The 13,861-nt window shown below is 54.7% G+C and carries 8 protein-coding genes; all 8 read left to right on the plus strand.

Going from position 1 to position 13,861, the window contains the following annotated elements; translation table 11 throughout:
• Window positions 1-470: 470 nt before the first annotated feature.
• Window positions 471-2,408, plus strand: coding sequence for an ABC-F family ATP-binding cassette domain-containing protein (locus tag CIK95_RS12330; protein WP_094467144.1), 1,938 nt, complete (start codon window positions 471-473; stop codon window positions 2,406-2,408).
• A 22-nt stretch (window positions 2,409-2,430) separates the two neighbouring features.
• Complete coding sequence (locus CIK95_RS12335; RefSeq protein ID WP_094388247.1) at window positions 2,431-4,464, plus strand: M13 family metallopeptidase; 2,034 nt, start codon at window positions 2,431-2,433, stop codon at window positions 4,462-4,464.
• Window positions 4,465-4,600: 136 nt separating this feature from the next.
• Window positions 4,601-5,518 carry a homoserine O-succinyltransferase gene (locus CIK95_RS12340; RefSeq protein ID WP_094388246.1) on the plus strand — a complete coding sequence of 306 codons (918 nt, stop codon included), beginning with the start codon at window positions 4,601-4,603 and terminating at the stop codon, window positions 5,516-5,518.
• On the plus strand, window positions 5,515-7,344 hold the full coding sequence (locus tag CIK95_RS12345; RefSeq protein WP_094467145.1) for a U32 family peptidase: 1,830 nt from the start codon (window positions 5,515-5,517) through the stop codon (window positions 7,342-7,344). Before CIK95_RS12340 ends, CIK95_RS12345 begins: the two co-directional genes overlap by 4 nt.
• Before the next feature lie 7 nt (window positions 7,345-7,351).
• A complete protein-coding gene (locus CIK95_RS12350) occupies window positions 7,352-8,347 on the plus strand; it encodes a beta-carotene 15,15'-monooxygenase (RefSeq protein WP_094467169.1) in 996 nt (331 codons plus the stop codon).
• A gap of 92 nt (window positions 8,348-8,439) precedes the next feature.
• Window positions 8,440-10,872: a TonB-dependent receptor gene (locus tag CIK95_RS12355; RefSeq protein ID WP_254046471.1), complete on the plus strand. Its 2,433-nt coding sequence runs from the start codon at window positions 8,440-8,442 to the stop codon at window positions 10,870-10,872.
• A 6-nt stretch (window positions 10,873-10,878) separates the two neighbouring features.
• Entirely contained in the window at window positions 10,879-12,198 is a 1,320-nt protein-coding gene (locus CIK95_RS12360; RefSeq protein ID WP_094388244.1) for an MATE family efflux transporter, read from the plus strand.
• Window positions 12,199-12,279: 81 nt separating this feature from the next.
• Window positions 12,280-13,848: a DNA/RNA non-specific endonuclease gene (locus CIK95_RS13520; RefSeq protein ID WP_254045994.1), complete on the plus strand. Its 1,569-nt coding sequence runs from the start codon at window positions 12,280-12,282 to the stop codon at window positions 13,846-13,848.
• The last annotated feature ends 13 nt before the right edge of the window (window positions 13,849-13,861 follow it).

Consider the following 13,861-nt stretch of genomic DNA (forward strand, 5'->3'; position numbering starts at 1 on the left):
CGACAAAGTATTTGCAGGGTTGGAAATGGAGAAATCGTGGTGCGATTTGTTTGTTTCGCATCGCGAAAAGTGTAATTCGCAGTTTGAAACAAGTAAATCGTAGTTTGGAAACTACTTGAAAGCCATTGCGTTAAACTTTGCCGCGACGGCGCTATTGATGCTACATGCCAGAGGCCGACCGCTGAAGATTTCCACTATAGGCGAGCATACAGCCCCTCCACCAGCTCCATCCCCCACAGCCACAACCTTATCTCCCCCGATGTCGGGAGAAAAAGCGGTGATAGTTAGGTTTTAACAAAAAAAAAGCGTAATTTTGCACCTTACTAACAGAGGTCGCGCCTACGGGTCTGCGCGTCATGCCCGCTGCGCGAACTATAGTTAAACCGAATATATAAACATACCGCCACGCCCTGTCTGCCGTCTGCGCCCCAGCAAGACAGAGCCGTGCAAGCATATTGAAGACCAGAAATATGATTTCTATAGAAAATCTCGCTGTAGAGTTCAGCGCCCGCCCGCTCTTCCATGACGTGAGTTTCGTCATCAACGACCGCGACCGCATAGCGCTCGTGGGCAAGAACGGCGCCGGCAAATCGACCATGCTCAAGATACTCTGCGGAGAGCAGAAGCCCACCTCGGGCACCGTAGCCATCCCCAACGACACCACCATAGGCTATCTGCCCCAGGTGATGAAACTCGCCGACGACACCACCGTCATCGAAGAGGCCCGCAAAGCCTTCATCCACACCACCCGCATGAAGGAGCGCATCGAGCGGCTGCAGCAGGAGATGGCCGACCGCACCGACTATGAGAGCGAGAGCTATGCCCAGTTGGTCGAGAAGTTCACTCTCGAGCACGACCGCTACATGATGCTCGGCGGCGACAACTACGAAGCCACCCTCGAGCGCACCCTCACCGGTTTGGGCTTCCAACGCAGCGACTTCGACCGCCCCACGCGCGAGTTCTCCGGTGGCTGGCGCATGCGCATCGAGCTCGCCAAGATTCTCTTGCAACAGCCCGACGTGCTCTTGCTCGACGAGCCCACCAACCACCTCGACATCGAGAGCATACAGTGGCTTGAGCAGTTTCTCGCCCAGTCTGCCAAAGCCGTGGTGCTGGTGAGCCACGACCGCGCCTTCATCAACAATGTCACCAACCGCACCATCGAGATAACCTGCGGCCACATCGAAGACTACAAGGTCAAATACGACCAGTATGTGGTGCTGCGCGCCGAGCGCCGTGAGCAGCAGCTGCGCGCCTACGAGAACCAGCAGAAAGAGATAGCCGACATCAAGGACTTTGTAGAGCGTTTCCGCTACAAAGCGACCAAAGCCGTGCAGGTGCAGAGCCGCCTCAAGCAGTTGGAAAAGATAGTTCCCATCGAGATTGACGAGGTCGACAATTCTGCCATGCACCTCAAGTTCCCCCCATGTCTGCGCAGCGGCGACTATCCCGTCATCTGCGACGAGGTAGCCAAGACCTACGGTGACCACAACGTCTTCTCGGGCGTGACGCTCACCATCAAGCGGGGCGAGAAGGTGGCCTTTGTGGGCAAGAACGGCGAGGGCAAGTCTACACTCGTCAAGTGTATCATGGGCGAAATCCCCTTCGACGGCACCCTCAAGATAGGCCACAACGTGCAGATAGGCTATTTTGCCCAGAACCAGGCCCAGCTGCTCGACGAAAACATCACCATCTACGACACCATAGACCGCGTAGCCACCGGCGACATGCGCCTGAAGATCAACGACCTCTTGGGTGCATTCATGTTTGGCGGCGAGACCTCTGAGAAGAAGGTCAAGGTGCTCAGCGGCGGCGAGCGCAGCCGTCTCGCCATGATACGTCTGCTCATGGAGCCCGTCAATCTGCTCATCCTCGACGAGCCCACCAACCACCTGGACATGCAGTCCAAGGATGTGCTCAAAGAGGCCATCCGCGCCTTCGACGGCACAGCCATCATCGTGAGCCACGACCGTGAATTCCTCGACGGTCTGGTCACCAAGGTCTATGAGTTCGGCCAAGGCCATGTGCGCGAGCACCTCGGTGGCATCTACGACTATCTGCGTGCCCACAATGCCGACAGCATCCACGAGGCACTGGCTGCACAGCCAGTAGTGGCACCGTCCAAGCCTGTAGAACAGCCCCAGAGCCAGCAGAAGATTTCCTATGCCGAGCACAAGGAACAGCAGAAGCGCATACGTAAGGCGCAGAAGTCGGTAGAAGAGTGCGAACGCAAGATTGCCACGATGGAGACGAGGCTCAAGGAACTCGACGCCCTGCTCATGCAGCCTGAGAACGCAGCCGACATGGAACTCGTGACCGAGTATACCACCACCCACCAGGCCCTCGAGCAGGCCAACGAGCAGTGGATGGAACTCTCCGAACAGCTCGAGAGTCTCAAAAACGAATAATCAACAACCAAACAACAATACAATGAAACTGAAACCAATTATTCCGATAGTCCTCATGATATCGGCGCCCATCATGGGCATGGGACAGAACAAGTCGGGACTGGTAATGTCAAACCTTGACAAAACCGTCAAGCCTGCCGATGACTTTTATCAGTTTGCCACTGGTGGATGGCAGAAGAACAATCCTCTCCCTGCCGCCTACAGCCGCTACGGCAGTTTCGACCAGCTGCAGGAGAACAACAGCAAGCGCATCAACACTATCCTCTCCGACCTGGAAAAGAAGAAATATGCCACCGGCACCATCGAGCAGAAGCTGTCTGACTTCTACAAGCTGGCTCTCAACGTAGAGCGACGCAATACCGAGGGCACAGCCCCCGTTGCCGCTCTGCTCAACGAGATAGAGAGCGCCTCTACCGTGGCCCAGCTGCGCGAGCTCCAGCTCAAGTATGCCGCCCAGGGCTATGGCGTACAGTATGCCTCATACTTCGGCGCCGACTCCAAGAATGTGAGCATGAACATCATGCACATCTCTCAGAGCGGACTCACTCTGGAGCAGAAAGACTACTATCTCAACAACGACGCTGCCACGGTGGCCATACGCGAGGCTTTCCGCAAGCACATCGCCCGCATGTTCGGGCTCTACGGTTTTGACGACGCCCAGGCCCAGAAGAAGAGCGACGCCGTGTTCCGCCAAGAGACCATCCTAGCCCTTATCTCCAAGAGCGAGACCGAGCTGCGCGACCCCGAGGCCAACTACAACAAGATGACCATGAAGGCGTTTGCCGAGCACTATCCCAACATCCCACTCGAGCAAATGTGCGTGGCAGAGGGCGTAAACAAGGACTACATCCAGACACTCATCGTGGGCCAGCCCGAGTTTATGAAGGGCCTGGACAAGATTGTGGCTCTGCAGACCGCCGACGAAATCAAGGCGCTCATGGAGTGGGACATCATCATGAGCTCGGCATCCTACCTCAGCGACGAGATAAGAGAAGCCAACTTCGACTTCTTCGGCAAGACCATGAGCGGCCGCAAGGAAGACTACCCATTATGGAAACGCGCCACCGCACAAGTCGAGGCACAGATGGGCGAGGCTTTGGGCAAAATCTACACGCAGCGCTACTTCCCCGAGTCGTCAAAGAAGATGATGGAGAAGCTGGTGGCCAACCTGCAGATAGCTTTGGGTCAGCGCATCGACGCCCAGAAGTGGATGGGAAGCGAAACCAAAGCCAACGCACACCGCAAACTGGACAAGTTCTACGTAAAGATAGGCTATCCCAACAAGTGGACAGACTTCAGCGCATTGACAATAGACCCATCAAAGAGCTACTATGACAACGTGATGGCATGTCGCGCCTTCGCCCACGACAAGCATATCGCCGAGAAGGCCGGCAAACCCGTTGACCGCGATGAGTGGTTTATGAACCCACAGACCGTCAACGCCTATTACAACCCAACCACCAATGAGATATGCTTCCCTGCGGGCATCCTGCAGTACCCCTTCTTCGACCCCAAGGCCGACGAAGCATTCAACTATGGTGCCATCGGCGTAGTGATAGGTCATGAGATGACCCACGGGTTTGACGACAAGGGCCGTCTCTACGATGCCGACGGTATGCTCAAGGACTGGTGGACCGCCAAGGATGCCGAGGGTTTCAAGGAGCGTGCCGATATGTATGCCAACTTCTTCAACAACATCAAGGTACTGCCCGACCTCAACGCCAATGGTGAGTTCACGCTGGGCGAAAACCTCGCCGACCACGGTGGTCTGCAACTGGCTTTCACTGCCTACAAGAACGCCACTGCCGAGAAGCCACTCAAGCAGAAGGACGGCTTCACCGCCGACCAGCGCTTCTTCATCGCCTACGCTGGAGTTTGGGGCCAGAACATCACCGAGAAGGAAATACGCAACCGCGTAAAGCGCGATCCGCACTCACTGGGTAAATGGCGCGTCAACGGCGCTCTGCCCCATGTAGATGCGTGGTACGAGGCTTTCGGAGTGAAGGAGGGCGACAAGCTCTATATCCCCAAGGCCAACCGTCTGGACCTCTGGTAACACATCGTAAGACAAGATAAAAGTGGGGGCTGTCAGAAAATACTTTGACAGCCCTACTTGTTTTTCATCGGTTTTTGTTATTTTTGCAACTGTAAAACGCCCCACATTATTGACAAGTAGTAATTCCACAACAGTTATGCCCATATATTTACCCGAAGGTATTCCCGCCATCCAGACCCTGAACCACGAACACGTGGACGGCATCGAAGGATATGGACGCGACTGCGCCCGCCGAGAGGACCGCCTACACATCGTGGTCCTCAACCTCATGCCCAAGAAGGAGGAAACAGAGTGCGACCTGGCGCGTGTGCTGGCCTACTCTTCACACAAGATAGAGTTGAGTTTCATGAAGCTGCGCTCGCATACCTCAAAGAATACAACGGCAGAACATCTGGAACGCTTCTATCGGTATGCCGACGAACTGGCAGATGAGCATTTCGACGGCATGATAGTCACCGGCGCACCGGTAGAGACCATCGCCTATGAAGAGGTAGACTATTGGCGCGAGCTCACGGCCATCATGGACTGGGCCCACAGCCACGTGCGCAGCACGCTCTATCTGTGCTGGGGAGCAATGGCTGCGCTTTACCATTTCTACGGCATCCCCAAGTATCTCTTGCCAGCCAAGAGGTTCGGCGTGTTTACGGTAATGCCAGCCGACCTGCACCATCCCATATTCAGCGGTTTCGACGACACTTTCAGCATGCCCAACAGCCGCCATACCGAGATAAGGCGCCCGGACATCGAGCATACCGAGGGCGTGGACATCCTCGCCGAGTCGGCCGAAGCCGGTCTGTGCATCTGCGCCTCGCGCCAGCATAGAGACTTCTATGTATTGGGCCACTTCGAATATCCCGTGTGGACACTTGGCGACGAGTACCGCCGCGACCTGGGCAAGCGCGATGATGTCAATCTGCCACAGCACTACTACCCCAACGACGACCCCAGCGCCCAGCCCCACTGCAACTGGCGCGCAGCGGCTACGCTCTTTTACAACAACTGGATCAATCATTATGTCTGTCGTCAAGAGGCAGATGAAAACATAAACGTATGAGAAAACTCGAACTGTTGGCTCCCGCCAAGAACCTGGAATGTGGCATCGCAGCCATCGACTGCGGAGCCGATGCCGTGTATATCGGTGCCGCACGCTTCGGCGCCCGCGCTGCAGCCGGCAACTCTGTCGACGACATCGGCCAGCTGTGCCAGTATGCGCATCGCTTTGACGCCAAGGTCTATGTCACGCTCAACACCATCATCTACGACAGCGAGATGGACGACACGCTGGCGCTCGCAGAGCAACTGCGCGAGGCAGGAGTGGACGCCCTGCTGCTGCAAGACATGGGTCTGGTGGGACGGGTGGCTCTGCCTATACACGCCTCGACCCAATGCGACACGCGAACGGCAGAGAAGGCTCTGTGGCTGGAGTCGCTGGGCTTCACCAGAGTAGTGCTGGCTCGCGAGTTGTCGCTCGACGAGATAGCCGAGATACACAAGGCTTCGCCCGAACTGGAGCTCGAGGTCTTTGTCCATGGTGCCCTGTGCGTGAGCTACTCTGGCGTCTGCTACGCCTCGCAATACTGCTTCGGCCGAAGCGCCAACCGCGGCGAGTGTGCCCAGTTCTGCCGACTCAAGTTTGACCTCGTCGACGCCACTGGCAGGGAGATAGAGCACCAGCGCCATCTGCTGTCGCTCAAAGACATGTGCCAGATAGATGCCATCGAACAGCTGGCCGACGCCGGTGCCTGTTCGTTCAAGATAGAGGGCCGACTCAAGGACGCCGACTATGTGAAGAATGTTGTATCGGCATACTCGCAGCAGATAGACAGACTGGTAAGCAAGCGTCCCAACGACTATTGCCGCGCCTCGAAGGGTCAGGTGACCTATCACTTCGAGCCCAATCTGCGCAAGACTTTCAATAGAGGTTATACCCATTACTTCCTCAACGGCCGCCAGGCAGATATCGCCAGTTTTGACACCCCCAAGGCCATGGGCGAGTATGTGGGCAAGGTCAAGGAGATACGCGGCAACTCGTTCAACGTGGCGGGCGTGGCTGAGTTTGCCAATGGCGACGGGCTCTGCTTCTTCAACAGCAATCACGAGCTTGAGGGCTTCCGCGTCAACCGCGCCGAGGGTAACCGTCTCTTCCCCCAGCGCATGCCGCAGTCGCTCCGCCCTGGAGCAGCGCTATACCGCAACAACGATGTGGCTTTCTCCAAACTGCTCGCATCAACTGTGGCAGAGCGCAAGTTGCCTCTGCACATGACCCTATCGACAACGGACGACGGCTTTGCACTCGAAGCGCTTCATGCAAGGGCCACTGTGACCTTTGAACATCAACCGGCGCGGACCAACCAGCATGACAACATCGTAAGACAGCTATCTAAGTTGGGCAACACGCCCTATACGCTGGCCGATGTGAGCATAGCCGAGGGCGCGGAGATGCTCTTCATCCCGTCCAGTCTGCTGGCAGAGTTGCGAAGAATGGTTGTGGCACAACTCGAAGAGGCTCCTGTGGAGCAGACCTCAAACCAGGACAATCAGCAGATGGTGGCCGACGATGCCATGATGCCCAACGGATGGCAGCGCGAATACATCCAGCACACCTATTTATATAATATAGCCAACCGCGAAGCCCGCGCCTTCTACCAACAGCATCACCGTCATGAGCTGGCTCCTGCCTACGAGCTCTCGCCGACCTCACATCCGCTCATCATGCAGTGCCGTCACTGTCTGCGCTATGCGCTGGGCTACTGTGTGCGTCGCGGCGGTCGCCAACCCGAATGGAAAGAGCCTCTGAGCCTGCGCCTTGCCGACGGAAGATGTTTCGAACTCAAGTTTGTCTGTGACGAGTGTCAGATGAATATCTATGCTAAAGAATAGGATAATGATGATGAAAACGAGTAAATACACAGCGCTGCTATTGCTGATGATAACGATGCTGGCGTCGTGCTACCACCGCCCGCACCGTTACGCGAATGTAACCGGGGAAATCACTGGCGTACAGACAGATACCATGTCGTTCTACACACTGCACCATTATACGGTCAACTATAATTTCATCGTACGCTCAAACTCGCTTACGCTCGTTGCGCAGCAACCGGAAGAGGTACTGAGCAACATGCCCACCGACTCATTTACAGTCCGGCACGGCGAACATCTGGTTGTGGCAGACTATCGCACACTGCCACAGGACCCGGCAGACTCTGTATGGATACAGGTGGCAACTGCCTCGCGCCATTTCGGATGGGTACATGAAGGAAAGCTGCTCCGCTCTGTCGTGCCCGATGATCCCATATCCGAGTTCATATCCACTTTCTCTGACACCCACCTCCTTATTTTCCTTATCGTGATATGCGTCATCTCTGCCGCTTATCTCATCAGGAAGCTGAAGCGTATGGATGTACCCATCGTCCACTTCCGCGACATCCATTCCTTCTATCCCACTCTGCTCACGCTACTGGTGGCGTCGGCAGCGACGCTCTATGCCAGCATCCAGACATTTGCCCCAGACGTATGGCGGCACTTCTACTTCAACCCGACACTCAACCCGCTGTCGGTGCCACCCATACTGGCGCTATTTCTGCTTCTGGTTTGGGCGATGCTGATTGTAGGTGTCGCAGTGCTGGACGACGTGCGCGGTCAGTTGGCAACGGGCGAAGCCATACTCTATCTGAGTGGACTGGCTGCAGTTTGCGCCATCGACTACATAGTCTTCAGCATCACCTCTTTATATTTTATAGGTTATATTCTGCTCGTCTTGTATTTCATATACGCCATCAGGCAATACCGCACCCATAGCCGCATGACCTATGTCTGTGGGAAATGTGGCGCACTGCTACGCAAAAAAGGCGAATGTCCTCACTGCGGCGCCTTCAACGTATGACGCCATCGCGGCACAATTCCTCATAAATGAGGATTGGGATTGCAGAGGATTATGAGTACCTTTGCAGCCGTTCAAGACAACAATACAAGAGGATGAACTATAACAAGACAATTGTAACAACATGTATTTCGCTGATGCTGGCCGTTGCTGCATCAGCAAGCGAATCGCGCTACGTCACACCGGTAGCCAACGACACATCAAAAGTAGTGAATATCGACGAGGTAGTAGTGGTGTCACAACCTAAAAAGGCATTCTATCTGCGTCAGCAGCCATTGAGCAGTTCGATGTTCGATGCACACGACCTGCAACGTATGTCCATGAACGACTTACGTGACCTCTCTGCCTTTGTCCCCTCGTTTACGATGCCCTCCTACGGTTCGCGCTATACCAGCTCTATCTATATTCGCGGTATCGGATCACGCATCAACAGTCCGGCTGTGGGCGTCTATGCCGACGGTCTGCCGCTGATGAGTAAGAGTACGTACAACTATCACAACTATGAGTTGGCTCGCGCCGATGTCTTGCGTGGTCCACAAGGAACGCTCTACGGCATCAACACTGAGGGCGGACTGATACGTACCTATAGCCTCAGTCCAATGAACTATCAAGGCACAAGAATCAAACTGGGCGTCGGCTCCCACTTCACTCGTCATGCTGAGGTGGCTCACTATGCGAAGCCCAACGAACACATAGCCTGGTCGCTTGCCGGTTTCTATAATGGTCAGAAAGGTTTCTTTACCAACAACACAACTGGTGAAAGAGCTGATAAAGGCAATGAAGCCGGCGGCAAACTGCGCCTAATCTATCAGCAAGGTAACGGCTTCAGCGTCGACTATATCCTCGACTATCAATACGTCCGCCAGAACGCGTTCCCCTACGGACTCTGGAACGGCGAAACTCAACCCACTGTCGCCAACCGTCAGTCCAACTATCGCCGTAACATGCTCAACACCGGCGTAGTCATCTCCAAGCGTTGGGAAAACACCACCTTCAGTTCTACCACCAGCTTCCAATATCTCAAGGACTACATGCTGATGGATATCGACTATATGGCTGCCGACTTCATGCAAATGGAAGAACGCCAACACCAAAACTCGATTACGCACGAGATGGTTGTCAAGGGGCAGATGGGCTTGACGGAGCCGGAGACCAACCGTGCGTGGCGGTGGACGACAGGTACGTTTACCTCATACCAATGGAACAAGACCGAAGCGCCAGTTGCGTTCTTTGGAGATATGGATAACATGCTGGGAACCACCATCCAAACCGCCATGTATAAAGCTATAGTACAGACGATGGCGGCACGCTTCGAGGCAACTGGCATGGCTCCCGACAGAGCCAAGCAGATGGCTGAGCAGATGATAGAACTGCGCGGCGGAATAACAGTTACCACCGATTTGGGCGTCATCCCAGGCACGTTCCGACTCCCTACATTCAACCAAGGGGTATTCCACGAATCAAACATCGACCTCACGCGCCGTCTGACACTGACTTTGGGACTCCGCTATGATTACTCCAAGGTAAGACTCGACTATGACACGCGGGCGGAGATGAACTGCAACGTCATGATGATGGGCAGCGCAGCTTCGAGCCACCTCTTATCCAAACTCAGCAACAGTTACCACAATGATTTCCACCAACTTCTGCCCAAATTAGGATTGAGCTACAAGTTTGGCGATAACGGTTCCAACCTCTATGGTGCCATCAGCAAAGGTTATCGTGCCGGTGGCTACAATTATCAGATGTTTTCAGACATTCTACAGACCGAACTCAGCAACAACTCCAGCCAGCGTGGCGACTACGAGATACCCCATACCGAAGAGGACTACAAGGATATCGAGAAAACCATAGCCTACGCCCCCGAAACGACATGGAACTACGAACTGGGAGCCCACATCAATCTGCCCGGGAATAAGATCCAGATGGATATGGCCGTCTATCTCACCAACGTGAACAACCTGCAGTTGTCGGTGATGGCCGGAAACTACGGTTTCGGCCGAATGATGGTCAACGCAGGCCGTAGCCGCAGTCTGGGTGGAGAACTTTCTCTGCGAGGAAGTCATCTTGACAATCACCTCACATGGACAGCCAGTTACGCCTTTACCCAATCGACATTCAGAGACTATCGCGACGCCGCAACCACAGGCAACACCACCACCCAGATAGACTACCGCCATCACCGCGTGCCCTTCATCCCTTGCCACACATTGGGTTCGACGATTGACTACCGCATCGACACGCACAACCCACGTATACATGCCCTGGTTATCGGTGCCAATATGGCCGCCCAAGGCAGCATCTACTGGAACGAGGCCAACACCCTGAGCCAGCCATTCGACGCTACACTTGGCGCCCATTGCGACGCATTGTGCGGCAATGTCATTGTAAGTCTGTGGGGCCGCAACATCACCAATTCCCGCCCCAACACCTTCGTCGTGGAAAGCAGTGCAACCGGCAAACCACTTGTCTTCGCCCAACAAGCCAACCCGTTCCACATGGGCATTGATGTCAAGTTGAATTTCTAACCCGCGATGAGAGATATAGACAAGCAGATATTCGGCCTTGCCATTCCGGCTGTGGTGACCAACATCACCGTACCCCTGCTGGGCATGGCCGACCTTGCCATCGTGGGACACATGGGCAACGCTGTCTATATCGGAGCCGTGGCAGTAGGTTCGATGATGTTCAACGTCATCTACTGGATATTCGGATTTCTACGCATGGGTACCAGCGGGCTCACTGCGCAGGCATTGGGCGCAAACGACCACCGGCAGGTACGCCATCTGCTACGCCAGTCCATCACCGCCGCACTCATCATAGCCACGCTAATGATAGTCTGCCAGCGGGCAATCTTCCATGCCACAACCCTCATCATGCAGCCCGACGACACGGTGAGCGCGACCGTCGACACCTACTTTTCTATATGCGTATGGGGAGCCCCAGCCGTGATGGGACTCTACAGCCTTACCGGATGGTTCATCGGCATGCAGAACACGCGCATCCCCATGTATGTCTCCATCGCGCAAAACATCACCAACCTACTCGTTTCCATCATCTTGGTCTTCGGATTCGGACTCCGTATCGAGGGAGTGGCCTTGGGCACGATGATAGCCCAATGGACAGGCTTCGGCATGGCGCTGATGTGGCTCAAGAGGAGCCTCGCCAAGGTGGAAGTCTGCGACAGCGACAAGCTAGGCATGAAGTGGCACCACGGGATGCTCCGCTTCTTTGCAGTGAACCGCGACATATTCCTGCGCACGCTCTTTCTGGTGATGGTCAACCTGTTTTTCACCTCCTTCGGTTCCCGCCAAGGCACCCTGATGCTCTCTGCCAACACCCTGCTGCTCACCCTGTTTACCCTGACCTCCTTCTTCCTCGACGGGCTGGCCTATGCCGCCGAAGCCTTGGGCGGCAAATACTGCGGAGCCGCCGACCGCAAGGCTTTCAGTACTTTGACACGCCGTCTGTTTCTCTGGGGCATCATTGTCGCCATTGTGTTCACCCTCGTCTTCGCCTTCGGCGGAAATCCATTGCTCCACCTACTTACCTCCGAGCACGCTGTCATCAGCACAGCCCTACCCTATCTGCCCTGGGCTGTGGCCATACCCATCGCCGGTGTAACCGCTTTTCTGCTCGACGGACTGTTCATCGGGCTCACCGCCACGCGCCCCATGCTGTGGTCCACTGCACTGGCGGCAATAGTGTTCTTCACGCTCTATTTTACCCTCGCCCCCACACTCCACAACCACGCTCTATGGCTGGCGCTGATAGCCTATCTGGCCATGCGCGGCATAGTAGAAATGCTGATGTTGCGCTTTTCTCCATCTGTTTTCAAGTCATTTATGCAGTGAGATAGAAAATTATAGGTTTTTGCTTGGTTGCGCGCGATAAAACCATTAATTTTGCAAAGTATTACTATAGCATAAACAGACATGAAGAAAACATTATTCTTAATCCTCTCGATTGCGTTTGCCATCACCGCAGGCGCACAGGAGAAAATGGCCGTGTGCAAACACAGTTCACAGAATAAGAATCTTGCCAATTACCACCTATACGACCGCAGCAAGATTGACCGTGTTGATCTCGGCACCTACGGCAAGGTACGTATATTTACCGGAGACGACGAGCACATCTATGATAAAGCCAACATTGACAGCATTGTCTTTACACGTCCCGCCAACTATGAGGACATCGGCTACCCTGCTTTCCAGAAATTCTTTATCAATGAGGACTTCTCCAACTCTTTGGGCGTATTCGAGGTTTCCACGCCCAAAGGTATATCATGGGACTACAGCACGCAGTACAAGTGCGCATTAGCCTCAGGATTCAAGGATAACAAGACCACACCCTCGGAGACATATCTCTATTCATCCGAGTTTGATTTCACCAACACTACTGAGGCTTCCCTGGAGTTCAGCTACAAGATGAACTACGCCGGTTCGACCGTCAAGGTGCTCATCACCGACTGCTTTACCGGCGACGCCGCCACGACAGAGTGGACCACGCTCAAGGATGACATCGAAAACCCGATGACATTCAACAAGACCATCACTGTAAACTGCGACATTCCCTCGCGCTTCCTCGGCGAGAGCAATGTTACCATCGCCTTCTACCACTCATGCGGCAACAGTTCGTCGACATGGGAGCTGATGAAGGTGAAGCTCCAGGAGATTACCTCTACCGGCGGTGGAAGCACTGGCGGAGGTGGTGGAGGTGAAGAAAAGCCCGGCACCGAAGACCCTAACAACAAGAACCGCAACAATGTGTCCAAGTCTGCCAACAAGGAGGTATGGCGATTGGAGTTCCCCAAAATCAAGGGCGACGACATGAACCTCGTGATTACTCACAGCACCGCAGCCTACGGCATCACCTACTCTCTGGAATGGGATTGCAACAAGCGAGCCAACCGCTGGACCTGCTACCAGATGCACAAGGACAACAGCAAGAAGATCGTGAAGCGAAGTGAGGATTTCCGCGAAGACCCCAACATACCTTCCAGATACCAATCTACCCTCGGCGACTATAAGGGAAGCGGTTACAGCCGCGGCCACCTCTGTCCGTCGTCAGACAGACTATGTTCGCGCGAGCAGAACAGCCAGACGTTCTATCTCTCCAATATGCAGCCACAGATACAGGGACACAATGGTGGAGTATGGAACACATTGGAGGTGCGCCTGCGTGACAAGTGGAACACAGACAAAATGCGCGACACGCTCTATGTAGTCAAGGCTGCCACCATAGACGACCAGAACATCATGACGCATACCTCCAGCGGACTGATTGTGCCCAAATACTTCTATATAGCCATCCTGAGTGTCAAGAATGGCGTCTACTGCGCATTGGGCATCTGGTCCCCCCACGCTACAGGAAGCAAGACCGAATATATCTCCATCGACGAACTCGAGAAGCGCACTGGCATCGACTTCTTCTGCAACCTGCCCGACGACATCGAAGCCAAGGTGGAGGCCGAATGGGACCCAGCATATTGGGGCAGGCCTTAAAGACAAACAATTG

This window comes from Prevotella sp. P5-108, from assembly GCF_002251385.1.
Classification (GTDB): Bacteria; Bacteroidota; Bacteroidia; order Bacteroidales; family Bacteroidaceae; genus Prevotella.